The 23,943-nt window shown below is 35.4% G+C and carries 24 protein-coding genes, 1 pseudogene and 1 other annotated feature; of the genes and pseudogenes, 12 read left to right on the plus strand and 13 right to left on the minus strand.

Annotated features, from left to right (window positions below):
• Positions 1-63 precede the first annotated feature (63 nt).
• Complete coding sequence (locus AC1DMU_RS22735) at positions 64-957, plus strand: YitT family protein (RefSeq protein ID WP_000530033.1); 894 nt, start codon at positions 64-66, stop codon at positions 955-957.
• 110 nt (positions 958-1,067) lie between these two features.
• Here the strand turns inward: AC1DMU_RS22735 and AC1DMU_RS22740 are convergent, their stop codons facing one another.
• Positions 1,068-1,589 carry a GNAT family N-acetyltransferase gene (locus tag AC1DMU_RS22740; protein WP_088064748.1) on the minus strand — a complete coding sequence of 174 codons (522 nt, stop codon included), beginning with the start codon at positions 1,587-1,589 and terminating at the stop codon, positions 1,068-1,070.
• A gap of 452 nt (positions 1,590-2,041) precedes the next feature.
• Between AC1DMU_RS22740 and AC1DMU_RS22745 the strand changes: the two genes are divergently transcribed.
• Positions 2,042-2,428 (plus strand): DUF3938 domain-containing protein, encoded by a 387-nt coding sequence (locus tag AC1DMU_RS22745; protein ID WP_001077775.1) that lies wholly within the window; start codon positions 2,042-2,044, stop codon positions 2,426-2,428.
• A gap of 258 nt (positions 2,429-2,686) precedes the next feature.
• Here the strand turns inward: AC1DMU_RS22745 and AC1DMU_RS22750 are convergent, their stop codons facing one another.
• The 4 genes from AC1DMU_RS22750 to AC1DMU_RS22765 form a co-directional block, all read right to left on the minus strand.
• Entirely contained in the window at positions 2,687-2,827 is a 141-nt protein-coding gene (locus AC1DMU_RS22750; RefSeq protein ID WP_000404783.1) for a DUF3985 family protein, read from the minus strand.
• Positions 2,828-2,923: 96 nt separating this feature from the next.
• Positions 2,924-4,006, minus strand: a complete 1,083-nt coding sequence (locus tag AC1DMU_RS22755) for a site-2 protease family protein (RefSeq protein WP_088064749.1) — start codon at positions 4,004-4,006, stop codon at positions 2,924-2,926.
• A gap of 12 nt (positions 4,007-4,018) precedes the next feature.
• Positions 4,019-4,726 (minus strand): DUF3169 family protein, encoded by a 708-nt coding sequence (locus tag AC1DMU_RS22760; protein WP_088064750.1) that lies wholly within the window; start codon positions 4,724-4,726, stop codon positions 4,019-4,021.
• Positions 4,716-4,937: a helix-turn-helix transcriptional regulator gene (locus tag AC1DMU_RS22765; RefSeq protein ID WP_087981953.1), complete on the minus strand. Its 222-nt coding sequence runs from the start codon at positions 4,935-4,937 to the stop codon at positions 4,716-4,718. The genes AC1DMU_RS22760 and AC1DMU_RS22765 overlap by 11 nt, the downstream gene beginning before the upstream one ends.
• A 164-nt stretch (positions 4,938-5,101) precedes the next feature.
• On the opposite strand from AC1DMU_RS22765, the gene AC1DMU_RS22770 reads away from it, so the two are divergent.
• Complete coding sequence (locus AC1DMU_RS22770) at positions 5,102-5,905, plus strand: hypothetical protein (protein WP_098624861.1); 804 nt, start codon at positions 5,102-5,104, stop codon at positions 5,903-5,905.
• 55 nt (positions 5,906-5,960) lie between these two features.
• Here AC1DMU_RS22770 and AC1DMU_RS22775 read toward each other — a convergent pair whose 3' ends face one another.
• On the minus strand, positions 5,961-6,575 hold the full coding sequence (locus AC1DMU_RS22775; RefSeq protein ID WP_088064752.1) for a DedA family protein: 615 nt from the start codon (positions 6,573-6,575) through the stop codon (positions 5,961-5,963).
• A 413-nt stretch (positions 6,576-6,988) separates the two neighbouring features.
• On the opposite strand from AC1DMU_RS22775, the gene AC1DMU_RS22780 reads away from it, so the two are divergent.
• From AC1DMU_RS22780 to AC1DMU_RS22800, 5 genes are all read left to right on the plus strand, one after another.
• On the plus strand, positions 6,989-7,432 hold the full coding sequence (locus AC1DMU_RS22780) for a DUF3978 family protein (protein ID WP_000388758.1): 444 nt from the start codon (positions 6,989-6,991) through the stop codon (positions 7,430-7,432).
• Between the two features lie 30 nt (positions 7,433-7,462).
• Positions 7,463-7,924, plus strand: coding sequence for a L,D-transpeptidase (locus AC1DMU_RS22785; RefSeq protein WP_000735054.1), 462 nt, complete (start codon positions 7,463-7,465; stop codon positions 7,922-7,924).
• 364 nt (positions 7,925-8,288) lie between these two features.
• Positions 8,289-8,954, plus strand: coding sequence for a response regulator transcription factor (locus AC1DMU_RS22790; protein WP_000148835.1), 666 nt, complete (start codon positions 8,289-8,291; stop codon positions 8,952-8,954).
• Entirely contained in the window at positions 8,932-10,374 is a 1,443-nt protein-coding gene (locus AC1DMU_RS22795) for a sensor histidine kinase (RefSeq protein WP_088064753.1), read from the plus strand. Before AC1DMU_RS22790 ends, AC1DMU_RS22795 begins: the two co-directional genes overlap by 23 nt.
• Positions 10,375-10,514: 140 nt before the next feature.
• Positions 10,515-11,417 carry an EamA family transporter gene (locus tag AC1DMU_RS22800; RefSeq protein ID WP_088064754.1) on the plus strand — a complete coding sequence of 301 codons (903 nt, stop codon included), beginning with the start codon at positions 10,515-10,517 and terminating at the stop codon, positions 11,415-11,417.
• Between the two features lie 41 nt (positions 11,418-11,458).
• Here the strand turns inward: AC1DMU_RS22800 and AC1DMU_RS22805 are convergent.
• Together AC1DMU_RS22805 and AC1DMU_RS22810 are read right to left on the minus strand one after the other, a co-directional pair.
• Positions 11,459-11,653 (minus strand): annotated as a pseudogene (locus tag AC1DMU_RS22805) (methionine--tRNA ligase); the annotation flags it as partial.
• A 304-nt stretch (positions 11,654-11,957) separates the two neighbouring features.
• Positions 11,958-13,313, minus strand: a complete 1,356-nt coding sequence (locus AC1DMU_RS22810; RefSeq protein ID WP_098133961.1) for an RNA-guided endonuclease TnpB family protein — start codon at positions 13,311-13,313, stop codon at positions 11,958-11,960.
• Between the two features lie 402 nt (positions 13,314-13,715).
• Positions 13,716-13,986 (minus strand) — a binding site (T-box leader).
• A gap of 172 nt (positions 13,987-14,158) precedes the next feature.
• Here AC1DMU_RS22810 and AC1DMU_RS22815 point away from each other — a divergent pair.
• The 4 genes from AC1DMU_RS22815 to AC1DMU_RS22830 all read left to right on the plus strand — a co-directional run bounded on the left by AC1DMU_RS22815 (position 14,159) and on the right by AC1DMU_RS22830 (position 19,436).
• A complete protein-coding gene (locus AC1DMU_RS22815; RefSeq protein ID WP_088064756.1) occupies positions 14,159-14,977 on the plus strand; it encodes a class I SAM-dependent methyltransferase in 819 nt (272 codons plus the stop codon).
• Positions 14,978-15,388: 411 nt separating this feature from the next.
• Positions 15,389-17,083 carry a methyl-accepting chemotaxis protein gene (locus AC1DMU_RS22820; RefSeq protein ID WP_088064757.1) on the plus strand — a complete coding sequence of 565 codons (1,695 nt, stop codon included), beginning with the start codon at positions 15,389-15,391 and terminating at the stop codon, positions 17,081-17,083.
• Between the two features lie 226 nt (positions 17,084-17,309).
• Positions 17,310-19,001: a methyl-accepting chemotaxis protein gene (locus tag AC1DMU_RS22825; RefSeq protein WP_088064758.1), complete on the plus strand. Its 1,692-nt coding sequence runs from the start codon at positions 17,310-17,312 to the stop codon at positions 18,999-19,001.
• Between the two features lie 117 nt (positions 19,002-19,118).
• The gene (locus tag AC1DMU_RS22830) at positions 19,119-19,436 is read left to right on the plus strand and encodes a metal-sulfur cluster assembly factor (RefSeq protein WP_000082523.1); all 318 of its coding nucleotides are present in this window, start codon (positions 19,119-19,121) and stop codon (positions 19,434-19,436) included.
• A 195-nt stretch (positions 19,437-19,631) separates the two neighbouring features.
• On the opposite strand, the gene nprB is transcribed toward AC1DMU_RS22830, so the two are convergent.
• From nprB to uptA, 5 genes are all read right to left on the minus strand, one after another.
• Positions 19,632-21,281: a neutral protease NprB gene (nprB, locus tag AC1DMU_RS22835; protein ID WP_142291828.1), complete on the minus strand. Its 1,650-nt coding sequence runs from the start codon at positions 21,279-21,281 to the stop codon at positions 19,632-19,634.
• 159 nt (positions 21,282-21,440) lie between these two features.
• Positions 21,441-22,136: a pirin family protein gene (locus tag AC1DMU_RS22840; RefSeq protein WP_088064759.1), complete on the minus strand. Its 696-nt coding sequence runs from the start codon at positions 22,134-22,136 to the stop codon at positions 21,441-21,443.
• 51 nt (positions 22,137-22,187) lie between these two features.
• Positions 22,188-22,598: a MarR family winged helix-turn-helix transcriptional regulator gene (locus AC1DMU_RS22845; RefSeq protein ID WP_088064760.1), complete on the minus strand. Its 411-nt coding sequence runs from the start codon at positions 22,596-22,598 to the stop codon at positions 22,188-22,190.
• A gap of 112 nt (positions 22,599-22,710) precedes the next feature.
• Positions 22,711-23,145 carry a DUF3920 family protein gene (locus tag AC1DMU_RS22850; protein WP_000422822.1) on the minus strand — a complete coding sequence of 145 codons (435 nt, stop codon included), beginning with the start codon at positions 23,143-23,145 and terminating at the stop codon, positions 22,711-22,713.
• Positions 23,146-23,273: 128 nt separating this feature from the next.
• On the minus strand, positions 23,274-23,876 hold the full coding sequence (gene uptA / locus AC1DMU_RS22855) for an undecaprenyl phosphate transporter UptA (RefSeq protein ID WP_088064761.1): 603 nt from the start codon (positions 23,874-23,876) through the stop codon (positions 23,274-23,276).
• Positions 23,877-23,943 lie beyond the last annotated feature (67 nt).

Consider the following 23,943-nt stretch of genomic DNA (forward strand, 5'->3'; position numbering starts at 1 on the left):
GTTTTTGAAAAAACCTTTATTCTCTTCTTGTAATCAAAAATGAATATGGAGATGAAACATACTATGGGTCAACTAGGAGACGCCGATTACGTTCCCGACACCGCCTTTTTATCCTTCCCAGCAGCTAAAACATTTCACTTAGAATTTATCATACAGTTGGTTGTTATTTTCGTAGCCTCTATTTTGTATGCAATTTCTATGAATATGTTCTTTATCCCGCATAACATGATTAGCGGTGGCTTCGCTGGTGTAGGGATGATTATCGGTTATTTAATGCACTACAATATCGGTGCACTTATCTTTTTACTAAACATTCCTCTTCTTATTTTAAGTCACTTTTACTTAGGCAAGAAGACAACCTTTTTAACAGCGTACTTTGTAGCTATATCATCGTTAGCGATGAACATTATCCCTGTACACCAAGTTTCAGACGATATTTTACTGTCTTCTGTATTTGGTGGTGTAATCTGCGGAGCAGCTTCCGGAATCATATTCCGATTTGCTTCTTCAACAGGTGGCTTTGATGTTGTTGGATTGATTGTAGCGAAACATCGAGATATTTCAATTGGAGCAATCATCTTTGGATTCAACTTAATCTTACTTGTTGCAGCAGGATTTATTTTCGGATGGGATATTACGCTTTATACGTTAATTAGCCGGTTTGTAGTCAGCAAAGTTATCGATGCTGTGCATACGAAACATATTAAATTAACGATAATGACAGTTACAGAAAAAGGCGAGGAAATAAAAAGCGCACTATTGCATCACGGCATACGCGGGGTGACAATGGTAGATGCTGTCGGCGGCTATACAAACCATAAGAAAAAAATGATTTACACTGTCGTGACTCGCTATGAGTTAGGCGAAATGAAACGTATTATCCGTCAAGTGGATAACAAAGCATTCATGAACATTACTGAAACAGTTGAAATTGTCGGCCGTTTCAAACGCATATAAAAAAGGTTAATACATGAAAGGGCATAACATATTAGTCATATATAATATGTTATGCCCTTTGTTATTCAACTAACGCACCCTTTAGCATAATAAAATCACGAAGTTTATTACTACAAATCGGAGGATAGCATTCCGTATACAATACTATCTGTCCATTCATTTTTACTCCAAAAATCTTGTATGAAATGGGCTTCCTTTCTCATGCCTATTCGTTCACACAATTTTTGTGAAGCTGTATTACGTGCATCAAGATTAGCTTGTATACGATGTACATAAAATTCATTAAATAATTTAAATACCAAACTACTTACTGCTTCTGTTGCCAAACCTCTCCCAGCTACTTCATTTGAAAAACTATAACCAATCTCAACAGTGTCTTTCATATTTGTGTACCATACGGATAAATCACCAACTACTTTAGTCTTGTATATAACTGCCAAACTTAATATTGATTCTTCAGTAAGTACATTGTTTGCTAGCTTCTTATTAAATCTTTTCTGCATGTCTTCATGAGTCCACTTATTATGTAATAGGAACTTACATGTATCATCATTATTATAAATAGCAAATACATCCTGTAAATCAGTACTCTTAAAAGGTCTAATTATTAATCTTTCTGTTGTGATCTCCAAGTTAGCTCTCCTCCCTTACATTCATGCTACAAAACATTTTTTATAGTATGTAAGCCTCCTTCTTAGATCTCACCTTGATTACATATTTCATCATAATAAATTAAAATCCTTCTTCCACTAAACCGCATTGTTAGTGGTATTTCCTTGCGATTTTTATTTTTTACACTTATTACAAAATCAGATAATTCTATTATTGTGGCCCTAAATGTGTTATAATGAAAGCAGACTCACAAAAAAAGAGTATATAGACTTGGAAGTTTCTCTTATTTTTACAAGCAAAAAGAAACGAGCAGTCGGGTATATTTCAGACACCATACACGTAACGGTTTAAACAACCGATCACTCTTCAATGATCTTTTTATAAAAAGATACGTACAACTAAAACTCACTTCAATATACTATACCTACCTTTTTGACTTCCAAATCATCTTATTACATAAGGAGATGAACATATGAATCAATATATAAGATACACAATAGCTGTCCTGTTTGCTATTATCGGCGGAACGATCTGCTTCTGGACAAACACTCAGCTAGGAGAGAATATCATTTTTAATGGAATCGAAACCCTTGTAAGCGCTTCAATTTTAGGTGGATACATTTACTTCCTCTTCAATCCAGAAGAAAATGCGCAAAAAACAATGTTATTAACAATGATTGGAATCGTTGGCGGATGTATTTCCTACTCAATGACTAACTATACATTACCACTTCAATTAAGCTCAGCTTTCTTCCACGGTCTATGGACTTGGTTCATTGCATTCTGCCTAGCAGACGTATTCAACCTTTTACAAGACAATGAAGAAGAAAACGGTCGCCAAATTGAAAGTAACTCGTAAGCTGGAAGATACTCTTCCAGCTTTTTTGTTTTGTTACTCTTTCCTGTTCATACCCCATCACTAAAATAAAAAGAAGCTACCCCCACGGCAACTTCTTTTCCACATACCCCATTCAGTATTCACTAAAATATATCAACGATTTTTCAAATATATCGATCGTTTCTCCACTTATATCAACGATTTTTTCATTATATCGACGTTTCGACACAGGTTATCGACTTACCGACACCCTTCGACACTCAAAACGCACAACATACCCTATCCCCCAAGCAATTTACTGCCGAACTCTACGATTAAAAAGATAACTAATAGGATCGCGAGTATCTTTAATGCTACATATGCTACTTTAAAAACAGCATAAATAAGCAAGACTATTAAAATAATCGTTAAAATTTCCATCTAGAATTCCTCCAAGCTTTGCTCTGCTTATCTTATTTTACTCGCCACAGACTTTTTATGGAACGGCATAAGACGACATAGAAAAAAGAGGATACCTTACCCATCGTAAGATACCCTCTCTTTCAACTGCTCAAACCATTCTCTCTCTAATTGTAAATATCCTATTTCACTCTTCTCGGCACTCTTTAATTCTTTGTCTGCTTTCCTCATATAAGTGTGGGACGCTTCCATATCGCCCTCTAAATATTTAACAATTCCTTGTGTGCGATAATACCCATGTAAGTCCACTTTTGTAATGGCCTTCCCATATTCCTTCGCTTCTTGCAGAGAAAGACTATCCATCTGATAAAGAGCTTTATATAAAAGATACCAACTATGAAAACTACTAACGAAATATTTATTTTCTTTCGTGACAGAAAGTTGGGCAACTTGTTCTACATATAGTATTGCTCTTTCCATTCCCTTTTGATCCGATCGGGCAAGGAAAACGAGCATAAGTCCGCTCATGATCTCTCTTATATTTTTATTTTCTTTTATTTTATCTTCGCTAAGTTCTACTAATCTCTTATCCCAATCTTTCGGCCTCTTATAACTAAATAACTCACTCGATACTTGAATGTTATATACATGCTGCTTCGCCTTTTCATCATCTTTAATTAAAATAAGAAATTGCATACCATCGCTCATAAGCGTTCCTTTTATCGGCGCGATTGTAACCGCAAAAATTATAAAATGGAAAACAGAAAAATATAAAAGATATTGATAATAACTCACCATGTATATGTAACCAAAAGTAATACCAAATAGTAAACTTGTAATTGGTCCACCTAAAGTCATCCATGCCCATTTTTTTGAAAGGTTAGGTGTTACTATAGAAGGCGGTATTAACATTGCCACGCCTCCGAAGTACGCCCATAATTTATTTTCTCGAATGCGTACTTTTCCCTTCTCTTTTTGAACAGTAATAGGCCCTACTGTCATAAATTTAAATGTCAAACCACCTATTACGCCGAATACGACATGTCCTAACTCATGAATGATTACCACTGCCAGAAAAATCCCCAATAATGCCCATATATTCAACATTGTTTCTAATTTCCCAGTTCGGATCACTCCGTATAAAATGGACAGAATGAGCGCCACTGTCAGTGAACCAGCTGGCCTTCTTAAAATATCCACCTTTTTCTCCCCTTAATAAATCATTTTTCTATGCATTTCGTACATGAATTTTCCGAGATGCAATATCCAAATAAATGAGATTAGGCCAATTAATACAAAATCGATATCACTAGCCGCTGTATATATAACGGCAGCCCACCATACATATGCTAATATTGTATTCGTAAATTCATACGCTTTATATCCAGCCTCATGCACAATGTGCTTTAATCCCTCATCTGCATTTTTCGTCCACATTTTCATAGATTCCATATATGTTACACCTTGTTCAGGATATAGCTTGTTATAACGATTCTTTGTTATGAGCCCGATAACCACTACAATAGTTAAACAGACGATAGAAGCTACTAAATTCCACACTGCAAATGAAACATTTGTATCCTGCAACAGTGCACGTCTACATGTAATAACTGCATATACAAACCATGCTTGCGTAACTATATCACCTACACGTAAATATATACTTATAATGCCTAATTTTCTTCCTTGTACGCTCTCTTCTTCATCGCGTGCCTCCGCTAACATACGTGTATTCTTCCAAGTGTAGTACATCATTACGATTCCAAAAATAGTACATACACCTATAAATGTATTAGATGATAATTTTCTCGGTTCATCCGAGAGTAAATTTAAAGCTATATAAGATGTTAAAAAGCCACCCATCATACTTAATGCTATTTTCCCCACAACATCAAATTGTTTTTTTCGATTACTCTTCATCTCCATCTTCCCCCTCCACTAACGCAAATATTTCCTCCACCGGTACGTTGAAAATTTGTGCGATTTTTAGCGACAATACAATAGATGGTGCATAATCCCCGCGCTCAATTAAACTAATCGTTTGCCGTGATGATCCAATCGCTTTCCCTAAATCCCCTTGTGATAAACGATGCTTTGCTCGCAATTCCCTCACTCGATTTTGAAGCTTCATGTCTTCCCTCTTTTTCATTTATTTAATTAAAATTGTAAATAATATCCTTATTTTTGTCAATTATAATTGTCATTACGACTATAATAATTGACAAAAATAAAGATGTATTATGATGAAAATAACTTATATAATGAATGTGAAATATTAAACAAAGGAGGTTCCATATGAAGAAAACATCTACCTTTTCTTACGTTCTTACTAAGCTTACAGCAGCTTTATTATTATTATTATTATTATTATTACTTATTAGCACGCTTCTCTTAACAACTAGTCAACAAACATTATATAGTTTCTTAGCTGGATTACGAGAACTACTTTATGTTCCCTTCGCTCCTATTCTTGCGGCGTATGCAATTTTTTGTTCTATTTGCATCGATAAATTGAAATTAAAAACATATACAAGACTGAAGACATTATGCCTTTATATTTTTTGCGGCTATTTATTTTCTCTTCCATTCCTAATATTTAAAGAAGCTAGTCTAATACAGTTCTTGTTTCTCGGATCAATTGGAGCAGTGTGTTCTCTTTTTTTCTACTTATGTGCAGTTATAGCAACAAAACTTAAGTGGATACAATATGTCGTGCCAGGCATTATGCTTATTATATTTATCACAATCAACTTTATCGATCTAGAAAAGGTTGGAACATCAAAAGAACAATGGGTCGAAACAAAAACAGAAAACTCTTTCGAAGCATCTTTTCAACATTTTAGTGGTGAACATAAAGTCCCCATTGAACTAAAACGAGGTGACATATTAGAATTTACCATTGAATCACGAGCTGAAAATCCGGATGGCTACATGGGAGCCGTAAAAATGGCTAGTGAGTTTCAAGAGGAAGAAAATTATTTAGCTTCAAACGGTCCTAATACATACCAATTTGCAGCAATTAAGACGGGAACGTATTACATTATAGTTAATGGCAATAAGTTAAAAGGAAAGTTGAGAATAGATTGGAATATAAAATAAAAAGGCAGTGCGTCTGCACTGCCTTCCTAAATTCTGACATAGAATGGATTCCATATTAACTTGCGTTTTGTAACAATACTCGTTTTAGCTGTTTGCGGAAACGTACTCCTAACGTAGTTGCTACGATAACGATAACTCCAACAATGATTTTACCGATATGATCTTCTAGCACTCCAAAAATATCATGTAAGTTGCCACCTAACCAGTAACCACCGATTAAGAAGAATGATACCCAAAATAGAGCACCTGAGTAAATTGTAATCGCAAAACGACGGAATGGTAAGTTAATAATTCCTGCAAAATATCCTGTAAAATGACGTACACCAGGAATAAAGAAGCCGATAAAAATAAGGAAGTATCCATACTTATCAAACCACATTCTTGTTAAGTCGATTTTTCTTTGTGTTAAAAATACGTATTTCCCATACTTTTGAATAAAGGGCATACCTAATTTATTTCCTAAAAAGTATTGAATTGTCATTCCTACACTTGTCCCAATAAAGGATAGGATAATTAAAATCGGTAAACTTAAATCGCCCTTCTGTGCTAAAAACCCCGCATATGCTAACGTTGGCTCTCCCGGAAACGGAAGTGCAATATATTCTAACAGCAAACCAACAAGTACAACATAGTACCCGTACTGCTGAAATAATTCATGAACCCATTCCATGTCATCTCTCCTTTCAATCACGTACAACTTCTTACTATTATTGTATAAAAAAATTGTCGAAATAACTATCACAATAGCTTACATTTTTATTACATTTTTGTAAGGCTCACACTAAAGTTTTCTGTTCATTATTTGCTGCTATCCATTATCGTTTTAAAATAAGCTAACAACTATATATCAGACGACACAAGGGCATTAATATGCATTTTTTATCCAGTTTTTAACACTTAAAGTCACCTTATTTTGTTCTCAATAAAAAACCACCACAAACTCATACTAACTTCATATTAGCTTCATATACGTATTGTAAGATTATATCGGAATTTGTTGAAAAATTTAACTAATATATGACTAAGCATTAAATTGAATAAATATAAGTAGTTTTTCGAAATTGAAAAAAGGGTGAATAAGAAATGGAAGCTTATAAAATGCATGATTTTATTAATACAAATGTTGAATCTCATCAAAATGAAACCGTTTTTAATTTACACATATGTGAAACAAGTGAATTTGACGTAAGTTTAACAAAATCTACAACACTGTCTTTTATCGTTTCAAAAAAGAACATTAAGATTGTTACGAAAAAATGGATTAATTCAAATCAAGAAAGCATGATTGGTAAAAGTTACATCATTCCAACGAAAGCTTTCCACTACTTCTTACCAATTATTTCTGAAACTGAAGATGAGCTAAATATTCAAGTTCAAAGTTTTGGACTACATGGTGAACTTTTACTAAATGAAAGATTACTTATTGATAAAAACAACAAACAAAATCCAAAGATTACTACGTTCTTTGAAACATTAGATGAAAATGTAAATAAAGTATTACGAGGATTGCAAATTCATTGTATGTAAGACTATTACAATAGTAAAAAGGAGAATATAATGAAAAAACTATTATTAAGCGCACTATTATCATTAGGATTTTTAACTATTCCATTCACAAATGCTGAGGCAGCTACAACAAACGATCAGCTTATCGTGAATACGCAGTTAAATAAAATGGATTATTATCAAAACGGACAATTTATAAAGAGTTTTACTGTCGCTACTGGAAAAGCAGCCACACCTACGCCTAAAGGTACTTTTCAAATCGTTAATAAAATTAAAAACCGTCCTTACTATACAGGAAAAATTAAAGGCGGCGATCCACGTAATCCACTTGGTGACCGTTGGCTCGGACTAAACATGGCAGGAACTTACGGAACAACTTATGCGATTCATGGTACTAACAATAATCAAGCAATCGGCAAATGGACAACACTTGGTTGTATTCGTATGTATAACAATGATATACACTGGTTATTTGAGCGTATTCAGCAGCAAGCTACCGTCACTGTAAAATAACCTAAAAACAAGATTTATGTGTAGCCAAGAATTTTATATCTTGGCTTATTTTATTTATTCATTTACAGTAGCAAAACAACTGTATTTACATATATAATAAGAATAGGTTTCGTTAAGCAATATCAAAACATTGATAAACATGGATATTAAAATTATACAGTTATAATATTTTATAAATTTTACAATACATACTATAATAGAACTAATGTAATTCTGAAATATTCAGTTTCTCTAAACCATTCCCCTTGCTACTTTCATGATGACTTTATAGCGGGGGCTTATTATATGTATAAACAATTTGAGTTATCCAAAAAATGATGAATTCGAATATTGCAGTAAAAAGCGTTATTTAGGAGGTGTTACTATGACGCATATACTGGTGATTGAAGACAACCCAGATATACAAGAACTGATTCGTGAATTTCTAATGGCACAAAACTTTACTGTTGATGTCGTTGGCGCTGGAACAGAAGGTATTCTTCTTTTCCAAAAAAATTCATACGATCTTGTCCTCCTTGATGTGATGTTACCAGATATAGATGGCTATAGTATTTGTAAAATTATGCGAGGACAATCTGATGTACCGATCATTATGTTAACAGGCTTACATAATGAAGAAAGTGAAATTAAAGGATTTGAGTTAGGTATTGATGACTATATTACGAAACCGTTCCATTACACCGTATTTATTAAACGTGTAGAGGCTGTATTAAGAAGGGCAGCAACGAAGGAAGCAGAAGCTGCAACTATACTACAATTCCATGAATTGATGTTAAATTCTACAGCCTATGCCGCTTATGTTCATGGTAATCAAATTGAATTAACAACAAAAGAATTTGAAATTTTATATACTTTACTGCAAAATCGGGGAAAAGTATTATCAAGAAGTGATTTGCTAAATAAGGTATGGGGCTATGAACATTATGGTGATGTAAGAGTTATAGATACACATATTAAAAACTTAAGAAAAAAATTAGGGATTCCTTATATTAAAACGGTGAAAGGCATTGGCTACAAAATCGAATCGTAGTACAGACAACATCACCAAAAATATTTTCATCAAAACCTTATTATTTTGTATTCTTTTATCACTTTGTCTTTATCAAATTATTTATTTTCTAGCTTCGAACTACGATAAAGAACGTTTTGCAAAAGAAAATGGAGCGCTGTCTACAGAACAAGCGGATTCAGACAAACAAAACGACCAAAGTAAAACGAATCAAAGTAAGGCTGTTTCAGAGAGTATGATTTCCAATTTCCAATCTTCTACTATAGATTATAAAGCACTCTCCACAGCCATAAATCACCTTTTGCAGCCTAGCCAAACTGTAAAAGCAAAAGAACATACCCAAAATATTGCGGGGGAAAACAGCACTTCTACTCCACTTACAGAAACGGAAAAGCAAGTCGCTACTAATGATGCCTTACATAAACAAAATGCAGCAAATAACACAAATGATACACAAGATTATCCAAAATTAGCAGATGCACTGCAGCAATTAGCTCCACATATTGGTGCGACAATGCTTGCATTATCTTTACTCGGATCTTTAATTTATACGAAACTAATTGCCAAACCTTTTCAATTTATGAGCGATGCTTTAAAAGATATTATGAATCTTGATTTCTCAGATAAAAAGCTACTTAACAAAAATACAGACCAAACCGATTTTAATTTACAAGTAGCTGCTTCACAGGTCCCAAATATTGTGAAGAATTTACATGCAAGCAATCAAGACTTAAGAAATGAGCTCAAAAAGGAACAACAGTTAGAACAATCTCGTAAAGAATTTATGTCTATGGTTTCCCATGAATTAAAAACACCAATCGCAGCCGTTATGGGACAACTAGATGGCATGATTCACGGAATTGGAGCTTATAAAGATAGAGATAAATATTTAAAACGTTCCTATGAAATGATGCAAGACATTAACATATTAACGGAAAAAATGTCGGAATTATCCAAAATACAAAACCCTCAATTTAAACCTGATTTAAAAGTTATCTCATTAACTAATATTATTGAGGATGTTATGAAGAAAGTAGATTACTTTGTATCTGTAAAGCAATTAAATGTTCAATCTAACATTAAGCAAGATGTACAAATTTTAGCTGACCCTAAATTTATTCAAACTGCTATTTTTAACATTATTTCAAATGCAATTCATTACACAATTGACCATCAGCATGTATATATAAAGCTTTATGAAAAGCCAAACGGTTATGCATTAGAAGTATTAAATACAGGTTCACAAATTGATGAGGATAAACTCGCCCATTTATTTGAGCCATTCTATCGCGCAAACCCTGGCAAACACGGATTAGTACAAGGTAGTGGCCTTGGGCTATATATTGTAAAACAAATATTAGATAAACATCAGTTTCCTTATGGGATACAAAACACGCCTCAAGGTGTAAAATGTTCTATTGTATTCCCAAAAGCAATGTAAAAAACCTACTACAATTTCATACCCCAAATTCATACTTCGTATGAATGGCGGAATTTTGTAGAGTATCTTACTCTGTTTCGTTCGCCCGTTATCCTTATTTGGATAGCGGGCGTTTTTTATTATTTAAAAGGAGGATCTTCATGGAGAAATTTAAGTATTCATTACTTGTTTTATTCGGAGCTTGTAGCTACGGCGTACTTTCAACTATTTTCAAACTCGGATTCATTGATGGATTTTCAGCACATCAACTATTAGGGGGACAATATGTCTTCGGATGGATCGGGCTTCTTCTGCTCGTTCTTTTCGTTTCACGTCATAAAGTAACAAAAAAGCAATTCTTTTCCTTACTAACAGTTGGCACAACAATGAGTATGACTGGTATCTTCTACGCTATTTCTGTAGAAGAACTACCAGCGTCTATCGCTGTTGTCCTACTCTTCCAGTTCACATGGATTGGTGTCGTTATAGAAGCAATCGCTAATCGAACATTACCAAACCGTGAGAAAGTTATATCTATCATTATTTTATTTACTGGAACATTGTTTGCAGGCGGTGTCTTTGAAGGTCTCGGACAAAACTTTTCCACGAAAGGTATTATCTTTGGTCTATTAGCCGCTGTCTCTTTTTCATTCTATGTTTTTGCAAGTGGGCGTGTTGCTACAGAAGTTCCGCCTTATACGAAAAGCTTTCTTATGACAACAAGTGCTACTCTGATCGTATGCCTATTCTTCCCGCCAACCTTTTTAACGGATGGTACCCTGCAAGCCGGTCTTTGGAAATACACTTTCTTCCTCGGATTGTTCGGCGTTGTCGTACCTGTCATTTGTTTTTCAATTGGTGTACCGAAAGTAGGAACAGGACTTAGTACAATACTAGGAGCAGCTGAATTACCAACGGCCATTATCGCTTCTATTACACTTGTACATGAAGTCGTAACCTTCATGCAGTGGATTGGGATACTCTTTATACTACTTGGAATTTTTACTCCTCAGCTGCTTACGGCTAGGAAAACAAAGAAACATAGTAGCGTGCATAGTGCGTAACAAAAGACCTTTCATGTATTTGAAAGGTCTTTTTCTCTATCTCACTTTACCGCTCCATACAGCTTTTCTATTTCATGCTCAATTTGTTTTACATCGATTCGTTCAAATAGTGGCTGCACACTATCAATTCTATTCGGCAACGTGTTTTGAGGCTCCCAATTTCGGTTCACAATCGATAATATGTTTCTAACTCTTTCACTTGAAAATGGTAAAAACGGTTCAAGGAGATTTGCATACGGCCAAGCGCCTCCAGTCAACTACCCCCACTGAGATGAAATATTTCAGTGGGGGCTTGAGTTAGAACGCTAGGTCTTTTCGTCTATCGCTAGACAGTTTGACGCTCTAGCATTCATGCCCCCTTATGGTAACACCCCAAGTATGTTTTTGGTTGGTACTGGCAACGAGCGATTGTTTTCCCACTTGCACCACCCTTTCGAAAAAGAGCAGTTCTTCCTTGCAGAAGAAGCCACCACTCAGATGAACCTGGCGTGTGCTACAAGCCCCGACAAATCGAGTACACATGGATGGTTGACGCACCCACTAAGCTATGCGCGAAGCAACAGCCTTACGTTTTTGCACTTCTAATAGAATCGGCGTTTTCACCTTGAGATTGTCGTCCAATTCTACAACTTTTGATTTTTGCAATGTATTCAGCGCACCATTAATATCAGCATGGATACATGTTCCTGCTTTACTTTGGTACAGACCACGAGTGGTTCGTTTGCCGCTAAAGCGATACTGAGTCCTATCATCCTTAGACCAAACTGGAACCCTATCTTTGTCTAGGAAACTGGCTTTTGAAGTATAGCTTTCTTCTTGTTTTAAAAAGCGAATGCCTTCTTTTACACATTTATTCTCAATCGCTGCAATCAGTTTATGAAATGGGATTTGAACAAACTTTTGATTATTCTTTTTTCCCATATCAGATTTTTGTTTCCAACCCGTGTTATACCCTACGACAATAGTATCTATATCGAATGCTTTCACTTTTTTGAACAACAAGCCTACCGTTTGTGAAATATAACCATTTATTTGTCGTTCTCGTTTATGCCAAAGTGCAGCGATTTTATTCGTTACAATGCGTTTGGAAATTCCATTCTCCATATTTTTCTGTTGCAGATTACGTATCATTTTATTGAAGTACTGGTTAATAGATTTTAATTTTTTCCCATCAATTAAAAATGTATCACCTGTATTTGTCACGCAACTTACTAATCTGTCTACACCTAAATCGCAACTCAAAGCGTTACTAGTAGTCGTGGGTGGTTTCTTCATTTGAGAAACGTGCATTTCATATGTGTAATGCACCTCAAAGAACCGACCTTTTTGCTTCGGTACAATCTCAATGTAGGAGATTTTTTTATTTCTTAAGTTCTTTGGCATACGTATTTTAATGGAACCGAATTTTTTTCTAAATGCAACATTCATTGGAATCATCCAATACCCATTATCATCTACTTTTGGCACTTGATAGATTTCAATAATTCGTTTATCAGTTGAACGAGAATAATTCGGAAACTTAGGACGACCTGTGAATGTTTCAGGTTTTTTCTTCCACTGTTCCAACGCTTTAAAAAAGCTCTTCACTTCTGTAAATAAGGCTCTACGAATGGCTTGAACAGAGTTTGATTGAACGCCCGAGTAGTTCATATCGGCTTGCATGGCAGTGTCCACTTCTTTTACAGTAGCCATCTTGTTATTATTCAAGTAACTTTGTTTAATCGTGTACAATCCAACATTTCGCAACGCTTTTGAGCTATGTGACATGCGCTGCAGTAAACGAAATTCTTTAGCTGTGAGACAAGCTCGTCCGATATTCTGTTTCTGGGTGAATCGTTGTATTGTTTCTCTTTTCTTTTGTTTACGTAATACCTTCACTGCTTTCTTTTTAGCCATTGTTTTCACCACCTTTCTTAGAGAGTTCATTAAAATTTTTTTTGACAAATCAATATTTGGAACGGAACAAAATATGAACATGGTCTTCATCGTAATTCCTTTTGGCTCAAGTAACCGAATGATTATTATTATCCAATTTCGTTGTCTTACGATATATTCCCTCCTTATCTAAGGGCAGATTATATCGTAAGACAAAAAGAAACAAATATTCGCTCTCAAAAAATTGTTATGAACGAAACAAAAGTGTTTGGTCTACCTTCTGACGGCAATTCATCTCTACCTGAATTATTGGGTTTCACCCGTAACACAAATCAAATGGAGTCTTCTTGCCGAAAAGAATAAAAATACTCATCTTACATTCCTCCTTTTAAATATAAAAAAGCCCGCCCTTATCTTAAAAAAGATAAGGGCGGGGCTGTATAAACAGTCGCGGTACCACCTTATTTCGCCAATTACTCACATAATTAACCTTAACAAGTACGGAGCTATATGCTCTTATACTGTGGTTTTGATAACGAGTACCAACTCTCGTCGCCGCCTACTATTATCATTTGATAAGTTCAAGACGAAGCTCAAAGGCCATTGTTCAAATGAATATTCTTGCTTCTTCTCAGCTACCGAAGCTCTCTGGAAAGAATGGTTTCATCCTACTTTTCCTTTTCAACGCTTTTTATATAAAGTGAAACTTTAATCAGTGGGGGTTTTGTTCATCCCCCACTGATTATTAGTTGAACCAATCGGGCTTTTACGACTTAATCACTGAAAAATCAAACTTTTATTCAGGAAGAAAAGGAAATCCTATCCCCCTGCCGAATAACTATACTTTCACAAAAGGAGTGATACGATTGAATCAAAAACAACTAAGCACACGTAATGAAAAAAGCTGGAATGCAGCCGCTTATGAAGCTTGGACGAATCGCCACGGGGCACCAGCCGATTATGCAAAAAAGCTTATGGAAGATCCCGTGCGCGAGGTAGATCACTATTTACCTTACATACAATCTCCAAAAGGAAAACATATTATTAATTTACTCGGTTCAAAAGGCAATAAAGCCGTTGCTCTTGCTCTTTTAGGAGCAGACGTAACAGTTGTTGATATTTCGGCAAGTAATGCAAAATATGCAAATGAACTTGCGGAAGCAGCAGGTGTCTCTATCCAGTATGTCGTTTCTGATGTACTAAATGTGCAGCTCTCCGAATCATTTGATATCGTATTACTGGAACTTGGTGTACTCCATTACTTTCTAGATTTAAAACCGCTCTTTCAAAAAATTGCTACCTTTCTTAAAGGAGATGGAACGCTTATCCTTCGTGACTATCATCCTGTTTACACGAAATTATTAGGAGTAGACCACCCATCATTTCGGGCCAATGGAAATTATTTCGATGAAGAATTGATTGAAGATGATGTTGCTTATAGCATCCTTCTGACAGAAGCGCAGAAAGAATCATTACCTAAAACAACCATCCGTCGCTGGACGCTAGGAGAAATTATTACAACACTTGCGGAAGAACATTTTAAAATTGAAAAACTAGTTGAAGAACACGGGTCTCATCAAAGGTGGGTCTTCCCTCCTACTGCACCGGAAGAAATTGAAGATCGTGTGCCTGGTTTATATACATTAATTGCGACAGCATGCAAAAAAGGATCCCTTCACGGATAGGATCCTTTTTGCATGCTCACGCATATAAGTTGAGGTTGGAGATTACCATAATTCTGTAGAATAGGACACAAGATATTTCAACATTTCGTCTCTGACTTACGTCGTCAAAAAGGGGTATGACCAACATAACGAAGAGTAATGTTACAGTTGATACTGATAATCGTTATCAACTAATTAGAAGTATACATGATGTTATTTCAAATTACAATAGCATTTCTCATTTTTATTTATGAACTTTTTGATATACAAATGTATACATTTTAAGAACATTTACTCATATTAATCTGCCATCTTCCATTATCTGCTATAATTTTCATTGAACAGATTAATAACTTCATAATGATGTTTTTATTAATGTCGTTCTTTATATTTATAAATCATAATAAATAGTTTTTAAAGGCAGGGGTAACGATGAAATATGTTAGTATTCGCAAAAAACTACTGTTCACACTCTTAAGCATTTCTTCTTTATTTAGTATTGCTCTTATTGTTATTCTTTCATTCGCTATGAACCAAGCAAGCGAAATTGAAACGTTAAAAAATGATGTATCAAAACGAGCAACAATTTTAAAAGAACGTGGTGATTGGTTCCAAGCACAAGTTGCCGGTTTACAAGAATATTTACTGTCACATGATCAAAAAGGATTGGATAAATTCAACCGGGAAGGAAAAAAACTTGCTGATACTAGAGAGAAGGTAACAAGTGATAAAAAACTCCCAGAAGGAATGAAAGAAGCGATTTTAATGGGCGCAAAATGGCGAAGCGTCATAGATAATGAAGTCCTCCCTCTCGCTCGCGAAGGAAAATGGGACGAAGCATCCAAAATCGCTTTAGCTCAAACCGATTATGTAAACGATCTTTTAAGTCGTTTTACTAAATATGCAAATGAAGAAAATGATAAACGTGACGCATTAATTGCTGACGTAGAGTCTTCTTCATCTCTTATTCAATATATTATTTTCTTCTCACTCATTACATGTACGTTAACATCTATTTTATTAGCATGGTGGTTCTCTGGTAAACTCGTTAAACCGATACGACAAATTGATGAGAAATTAAAAGAATTAGCTTCTCAAGACGGCGATTTAACTGCTAGATTACACGTAACGAGTAAAGATGAAATTGGTGATATCGCCAATTCCTTTAATCAAATGCTCGCTAACTTACAACGTATCATAAAACAAGTGCAACAAACATCCACAAGTGTAAAAGAAGCGTCTGAAAATGTGTTTATCGAAACCACTGCTTCTATGGAAAATACAGCAAAAACCGAAGAAACTATGAATGCTCTTGAGTATAATATTCGTTCACAAGTTTCAAGCATCGAAGAAAGTTCAACTGCAATGGACGATATGACAACGAGTGTTCAGCGTATTGCAGAATCTGCCTCCTCTGTTGCTAGCCTAGCTGTTACAACTTCAGAAAAAGCAGATAGTGGGAATAAAGTCATTGAGAAATCTATTACACAAATGCATACAATTAACGAAGCTGTTAACGCTACATCACAAGTAGTAGAGCGACTCATTACACATACGAATCATATTGATACTGCACTTCAATCCATTTCTAATATCGCGGAACAAACGAATTTACTCGCTTTAAATGCTTCAATTGAAGCAGCACGTGCTGGCGAACACGGAAAAGGATTCGCCGTTGTTGCCGATGAAGTACGAAAACTTGCTGAACAATCTCAGCTAGCAGCAACTGACATTAACCATTTACTTCATCAAATTCAAGCTGACACAAAAATAGCAAATGAAATGATGACACAAGGTCAGTCAGAGGCTTCGGAAGGGATTACAGTCATTCGTACCGCTGGATTTTCATTCTCGGAAATTGTTAACCACATTAATAAAGTCTCTACACAAATGCAAGAAATGTCTGCAACTGCTGAAGAAATGGCCGCAAGTTCAGAAGAAATGAATGCAGCTTTAAATAACATCGCCTCTATTTCAAATGAAGTTGCCGCCGAAACATCACAAACAGCAACTTCGGCTGGTGACCAAGTAAATAAAATGAGTGTCGTTGCTAAAAAAGCTTCTGAAATGAAAACGACCGTACAAGAACTTGAAGTTCTCGTTTCTCATTTCAAAACAAACGTTTAAAGCGAAACTTTCCTTTATACTTCTATGAGCTCCAAGTTGTTAAAAAGAGAGATTTACAGTCTCTCTTTTTTTAACCTTAAAATATCTCTTTCTATCTCTCATTACGTCTGCTATAATTCCTAGAGGAAAGAGGAAAGCTTTATTCCAGATGGAGTAAAGCTTTCTTTCGATTTTTTACATTAATTAATTCTAATACTAAGATTTCACAAAGGGGGCTTTTTATCATATGAATTTTATTAGCATTCGAAAAAAACTAATGTTCATGATGGGAACGATTTGCGCTTTATTTGGCATCGCCTTAGCTTTTATTTTATTTTTTGCTATTGACCAATCTCGTAAAGCTGAAACATTACAAAAAGAAATTTCTCCTCTAGCAACAGAATTGAAAGAGCGTGGAGACGCTTATCAAGTACAACTTTCTGCTTTAAGAGGTTATTTACTACAACACGATCAAGTAGAATTAGACAAGTTTAACGAGATGAGTAAACGTCTGGAGGATTCAAAAGATAAACTTCTTTCTAATCCAAATATTTCTCAATCCGTGAAAGATACAATGAATTTAGGGTCCACTTGGAGAAAATTTATTGAAGAAAAAGTCTTCATCCTTGCAAAAGAACAAAAGTGGGAAGAAGCTTTACAAGTAGCTTCTACAGAGAATGGCTCTGTTTATAAAGTAATTGGTGATTTCACAAATTACAGTAATGAACAAGCTAAGTTACGTGATCAATCTATCGAAAAAATTGATCAATCTTCACTACAAATTAAATATGTTATCTTCTTATCACTTGTTATTTGTATTATCGTAGCTATCATTCTTGCATGGTGGTTCTCTGGTAAACTTGTAAAACCAATTCAACAAATTGATAGTAAGCTAAAAGAATTATCATCTCAAGAAGGTGACTTAACAGCCCGCCTACAAGTAAATAGTAATGATGAAATTGGTACGATTGCAACATCATTTAATAAAATGTTAGAAAACCTACAACATATTATCAATCGTGTTCAAAAAACATCCGTAGAAGTACAAAACGCTTCTGAAAATATGCTAGAAAAGACGAATATATCACGCGAGGCAACAATAAGAGTTCAAAGCTCGATGTCTAGCTTAAATGCAAATATTCAATCGCAAGCCTCTAGTATGGAAGAAAGCTCAACTGCAATGGACGATATGACAGTAAGCGTTCAGCGTATTGCTGAATCTGCTTCATCTGTAACTGAACTTGCTGTAACTACATCTGAACAGGCTAACGATGGAAGTTCAGTTATTCAAAAATCCGTTTCCCAAATGACAACGATACACGACGCGGTAAATGCTACTTCAGAAGTGGTCGAACGTCTAATCACCCACACGAAATATATTGATACAGCTGTTCAATCTATTTCTAATATCGCAGAACAAACAAACTTACTTGCTTTAAATGCATCTATCGAAGCAGCTCGTGCTGGCGAACAAGGAAAAGGTTTTGCTGTCGTAGCTGACGAAGTTCGAAAACTTGCTGAACAATCTAAAACAGCGGCAACAGATATTAACCAACTACTACATCAAATTCAACAAGACACTGAAACTGCGAGCTCTATGATGTCCCAAGGCCGTTCGGAAGCATTTGAAGGCATTCATGTCATTCGTGAAGCCGGCAACTCTTTCACAACGATTGTGGAACAAGTAAATAAAGTATCTACTCAAATGCAAGACATCTCAGCAACCGCTGAGGAAATGGCTGCAAGCGCTGAAGAAATGAACGCTTCACTGAATAACATCGCTTCTATTTCGACTGAAGTATCTAGTGAAACAGCGACAACAGCACAATCTGCTGAGAAAAAAGTCATTACGATGAATGAAATGACACAAACTGCTAAACAAATGAAACAAACAGTTGAAGAATTAGATCAACTCGTATCTCATTTCAAAACTGAATAGCTTTCAAAAAATATTCCTCTTTCAAGAGGAATATTTTTTTGAGCTCATTCCCTGCATATTATATATATATCCGTTATAATGAGAACCGATATCATTAATATGTAGGGGGTGCTACACATGTCACAACAAGCATTTGAAGAAAAGTTATATGCAAACTTAGAAGCTGTTATTGATCCTGAACTAGGTGTTGATATTGTTAATCTTGGATTAGTTTATGACGTTACAGCAGATGAAAATAATAATGCTGTCATTACGATGACGATGACTTCTATCGGTTGTCCAATGGCTGGGCAAATTGTATCAGACGTTAAAAAAGTATTATCAACGAACGTACCTGAAGTCAATGAAATAGAAGTAAATGTCGTTTGGAATCCACCCTGGTCTAAAGAACGCATGTCACGTATGGCGAAAATCGCATTAGGTATTCGTGACTAAATAAAGTGAAACTTTAATCAGTGGGGGTTTTGTTCATCCCCCACTGACTATCAGCCCTCACCAATCGGGCTTTTACGGGCAGTTGATCCCCCACCTAACTTCTTTGCTTCCGCTGAATTTTGAGGTGGGGGTCTTACTGCCCGTTAATTCTGGATAAAGAAAGACCTGACATCCTAGTCAGGTCTTTTTCTCTTATTATTTTACGCCTACTGCATCATAAGCTTTCGTTACAGCTTGTACAGCTTTAGAGTTTTTACCATATAAATCTTCAGCTGACTGCAGAGCAGCTTGACGCATCATCTTAAAGTCAGAGTTCGCAGTTAAATATTTCGTAAGAGCACGGTAATAAATTTTTTCTGTCGCTTCACGGCCTACTCCAGTTACTTTCACACCGTAATGCTCTCCGCCATCAGATACTAAATATGCAGCTTTATTGTTAATACTACTGTTAATATGAACGCCGCCATTATCAGCTGTTCCAGTGTAGCGTTTATTGTAATGATCTGGGTAACCTTCACTTGGTTTTAATGGATTTGGAATAGATGCTGGATCTTTCAGAGAACGAAGTGCATCGCCAGGTTTTCCAGGTGTATAAATGTCAGCACCTAAATCCCAGCTCTTCTTCTCAACCATGACACCCATAATATCAGATAACGATTCATTTAACGCACCTGACTCATTTTTATAAACAAGGTTTGCTGTATGTTCAGTTACAGCATGCGTTAATTCATGACCGATAACATCTAGTCCAGCAGATAATGGAATGAATGTTTTTCCATCGCCATCACCATACATCATTTGTACACCGTTCCAAGCTGCGTTATTCCAGCTTTCTCCGACGTGAACAGTAGAAATAAGCTTCGCACCTTTATCATCGAAAGAGTTACGATTAAATGTCTTTTTGTAGTAATCGTATACTTTTCCTGCATTTACATGCGCATCAACCGCTGCTTTATCTTCGAAGAACTTAGATTTACTCTCAACCTCTTCTCCTGTATATCCAAGCCATTGTGAGAATAAATTAAACAAGTTTTCATCCATATTTTCTGCATCAAATGTGTGAACACCTTGTCCTCGTTTACCATCAAATAAGTTGAACGCTCCTGTTTTCTCATCTTGAGCAATTTCAAATGATTGTCTATCGCCCAATACTCCGTAACCAAATCCTGTAATGTGATCTACAGCGTTATATTTCTCAATCACATTTCCATTCGTTGCATCAACAAAATAATGCCAATATCCTGGAGCTGGTTTTGAAATCGATGCTTTAACTAAGTATGCAAGATAGTACTTCCCATCTTTTTCATACACAAATAAATCTTTTTTCACACCGTCATAATTCTTTACTTTACCAACTTCTTTTTCAATATCTGCCTTTGCAATCGTTTCAGCTTGCTCTGCACTAATATTTGCAAACGCAGGAATATTTTTATCCTCTAAATTCGGAATAACTTGTCCGAAGAATGCTTTTACATTATTTTCTTTATCAAGTGTAACAGTTTGATCTGAACCATACACAGGAATGTTATTATGCTTCTCAACTAACTTCACATGTGTCGTACCAGATTCAGCATCTTTTTCCTCTCCAACGACATTGAAGTGTTTATCAATATTTCCTGCTAATTTAAACATATCTTTCTTACTCTCTAAATATTGAAAGACCGTCTCTTTTTTATCTAGTCCTTCCGGTGCTTTCCATTCTTCACCTATGTATGCAGGTGTTTTAAATTCTTGATGATATTGAATTTTTTGTTCTTCCGCTTTCGTTGTCGTTGCTCCAAATGCTCCAAATCCTCCGGCTATAACAGTTAACGCTAATGCTGATGAAATGACTTGCTTTTTCACTATAACATTCCCCATTCCCATAAAGATTTTTGACACTTTTATACAATTCTTATTTTCCGGGCCAATACCTTTTTCTAAATATTGAGAAAGTTTTTTCTGACAATTCCACTCAAAAAAAGAGGACATCCATTCGATGTCCTCTTTTCCATAAACGTTCTATTATTTTTTCAATTCGATTGCTAAATAGTGTGATCGTTCTTTCGCTTCAATATGAATATCCTCTTCTATCGCTTCTGCTGCATCACGCATAACAAGATTTTCACCATTTATTACACTACTCCCTTCAATTTGTACAAGGTACAATTGACGGCCTTCTTGCACCGGAAAATGAATTTCTTTTCCAGCATCTAACGATAAAGAATATAAATTCGCATCTTGGTGAATACGAATTGGTGCCTCTCCTTCTACTGGAGATACCATATGGAACCATTCATTTTCACGCTTACTCCAATCAAATGTAAACTCACCATAGTTTGGTTTATGATCCGCACGATCTGGTAAAATCCAAATTTGTAATAAACGTAGTGTTTCATTTCCTAAATTATGCTCGCTATGAAATACACCTGTGCCAGCACTCATATATTGAACATGTCCTCGCTCAATTGTTCCGCGGTTCCCCATGCTATCCTCATGTGTTAAAGCACCATCTACAACGTACGAAATGATTTCCATATCACGGTGCGGATGCATATCAAAACCAGTTTGTGCCGCTACTAGGTCATCATTAATTACACGCAATGCTCCAAAGTTCATATTATTCGGGTTATAGTAATTCGCAAAGGAAAAATGAAAATGTGTATTTAACCAACCGTGATTTGCTCTTCCCATATTTTTATGATCAACTTTTCTAAACATATCCTTCACCTCATATTATCTCGAATTCAAGATTTATTTTTAAAATTTTTCTCACTGTAATTTTTTTAGTAATTGTAATAATTGATGTTGTTCTTCTACATTTAAATTTTGAAACTGCTCCGCTTGGAACGTTTCTTGAGGCGGGACGATTTCTTCATATAAAGCTTCTCCCTTTTCTGTTAACGAAATATATTTTGTAGTACCTTCTTGTTCACGATGAATCCACTCCAGCTGCTCCATTTTATTTAATAGCTGCGTGATATTTCCCTTCGTAACAAATAGTTTATTTCCGAGCTCTTGCTGCGTTAGACGATTATGTCCTCCAACTTGAGCTAGCACATCAAACTGAGCGGCAGATACATTCCATTCTTTCAAATGCTGATTCGTCTCACGAATACTTTTGTTATAAAAACGTGATAAACGAAACCATAATAGTAATCCGAGTCTATCTTCTGTCTTCATTCTATCACCTCGCTCATTTCATACCATTAGTTTAGAACTAAACTTTATAAAAGTCAATCACTTACTTTTAGTAATTAATAAAGAAAGCACAGTGCCATTTCTCCACTATGCTTTACATTAACTTTCTATTTTTATATTCATCTAACTTCCTCTCCGCGAACTTTCTCGCATCTTTCTCAATCCATCTATCTTCGTACAATTCACTTCCAACATACAATACTTCCCTCTTATGCTGCATCGCATGGCGAAATTCATGCAGTAGTGTTTTGAGCACCTGCTCATACTCTTCCCATATGCAAACAAAAATTAATTGTTTTTCTTTATGATAAAAACCACCTACTGGGAATAAGAATTCCTCTTCTTCTTCTCCTAATGATAGAAGCACATGATTCGCATCACACGTATCACAAAAAATAACTGGTGTTTTACATACTTCAATCAGTGAAAACAAATCATCTCTAAGCCTTTTGACATCCCAAGGAAGCTCCGAATCCAACACATACCAATTCTCCACCTGTTGATATACATTTTGAAACTGGAGTTCCATTTTTCTATAATCCCCTTTCCAAACTCCCTTTTCCTATATGTATGCCACAATATGTAAAATATTAAACCTACTCTTTCCCCTTTCGAAAAATGACAATAAAAAAGAATCTATGTCAGCATAGATTCTTTTTACGTAATCACTTTTTTTTTCATCATTTTTTTTAATACAAAGTAACCAATTGTACAAACAATAGCAGCAAGTGCAAAGTATTTCACATATGGCCCAGCGACTTTATTAATACTTTCCCACTCTCTTCCTAATTTAAAACCTAAATATACAAATACAATTGACCACGGAATAACAGCTAATGTAGTTAGCGTAATAAACTTAGCATGTGACATTTTTGCAATCCCTGCTGGTATCGAAATAGCATGACGCACAACAGGAATAAAACGCGCTGTAAAAATAACGCCAGTTCCGTAACGATTAAACCAATCTTCAGCATAATCAATATGTTTCTTTTGAATTAAAATATATTTTCCATATCGCTCAAGGACGGGTCTTCCTCCGTATCGACCGATCCAATAAATGAATAATTGTGCGATTACACCACCAATTGTACCGAACGCGACAGCGCCCCAAAACGTAATGCTTCCTGTTGATACTAAATAACCTGCATAAGACAATACGATTTCACTCGGAATAACCTCTAACATCAATCCAAGCATAATTCCCCAATAACCAAGTCCTTCTAGAAAAACTAAAACGGAATGAATCAACTCTCCTAACATTATGTACCTCTCTTTACTTTTTTCATTGCAAAAAATAAAAGTACAAGCAGTAAATATCTTGTACTTT

The organism is Bacillus sp. 01N45 (assembly GCF_056399205.1).

What these genes read in the sequence shown, in the direction of transcription:
- AC1DMU_RS22735 (WP_000530033.1), top strand. Translation starts at nt 64, where the DNA reads ATGGGTCAACTAGGAGACGCCGATTACGTTCCCGACACCGCCTTTTTA.
- AC1DMU_RS22745 (WP_001077775.1), top strand. Translation starts at nt 2,042, where the DNA reads ATGAATCAATATATAAGATACACAATAGCTGTCCTGTTTGCTATTATC.
- AC1DMU_RS22750 (WP_000404783.1), bottom strand. Translation starts at nt 2,827, where the DNA reads ATGGAAATTTTAACGATTATTTTAATAGTCTTGCTTATTTATGCTGTT.
- AC1DMU_RS22760 (WP_088064750.1), bottom strand. Translation starts at nt 4,726, where the DNA reads ATGAAGAGTAATCGAAAAAAACAATTTGATGTTGTGGGGAAAATAGCA.
- AC1DMU_RS22765 (WP_087981953.1), bottom strand. Translation starts at nt 4,937, where the DNA reads ATGAAGCTTCAAAATCGAGTGAGGGAATTGCGAGCAAAGCATCGTTTA.
- AC1DMU_RS22770 (WP_098624861.1), top strand. Translation starts at nt 5,102, where the DNA reads ATGAAGAAAACATCTACCTTTTCTTACGTTCTTACTAAGCTTACAGCA.
- AC1DMU_RS22775 (WP_088064752.1), bottom strand. Translation starts at nt 6,575, where the DNA reads ATGGAATGGGTTCATGAATTATTTCAGCAGTACGGGTACTATGTTGTA.
- AC1DMU_RS22780 (WP_000388758.1), top strand. Translation starts at nt 6,989, where the DNA reads ATGGAAGCTTATAAAATGCATGATTTTATTAATACAAATGTTGAATCT.
- AC1DMU_RS22785 (WP_000735054.1), top strand. Translation starts at nt 7,463, where the DNA reads ATGAAAAAACTATTATTAAGCGCACTATTATCATTAGGATTTTTAACT.
- AC1DMU_RS22790 (WP_000148835.1), top strand. Translation starts at nt 8,289, where the DNA reads ATGACGCATATACTGGTGATTGAAGACAACCCAGATATACAAGAACTG.
- AC1DMU_RS22800 (WP_088064754.1), top strand. Translation starts at nt 10,515, where the DNA reads ATGGAGAAATTTAAGTATTCATTACTTGTTTTATTCGGAGCTTGTAGC.
- AC1DMU_RS22810 (WP_098133961.1), bottom strand. Translation starts at nt 13,313, where the DNA reads ATGGCTAAAAAGAAAGCAGTGAAGGTATTACGTAAACAAAAGAAAAGA.
- AC1DMU_RS22820 (WP_088064757.1), top strand. Translation starts at nt 15,389, where the DNA reads ATGAAATATGTTAGTATTCGCAAAAAACTACTGTTCACACTCTTAAGC.
- AC1DMU_RS22825 (WP_088064758.1), top strand. Translation starts at nt 17,310, where the DNA reads ATGAATTTTATTAGCATTCGAAAAAAACTAATGTTCATGATGGGAACG.
- AC1DMU_RS22830 (WP_000082523.1), top strand. Translation starts at nt 19,119, where the DNA reads ATGTCACAACAAGCATTTGAAGAAAAGTTATATGCAAACTTAGAAGCT.
- AC1DMU_RS22840 (WP_088064759.1), bottom strand. Translation starts at nt 22,136, where the DNA reads ATGTTTAGAAAAGTTGATCATAAAAATATGGGAAGAGCAAATCACGGT.
- AC1DMU_RS22845 (WP_088064760.1), bottom strand. Translation starts at nt 22,598, where the DNA reads ATGAAGACAGAAGATAGACTCGGATTACTATTATGGTTTCGTTTATCA.
- AC1DMU_RS22850 (WP_000422822.1), bottom strand. Translation starts at nt 23,145, where the DNA reads ATGGAACTCCAGTTTCAAAATGTATATCAACAGGTGGAGAATTGGTAT.
- uptA (WP_088064761.1), bottom strand. Translation starts at nt 23,876, where the DNA reads ATGTTAGGAGAGTTGATTCATTCCGTTTTAGTTTTTCTAGAAGGACTT.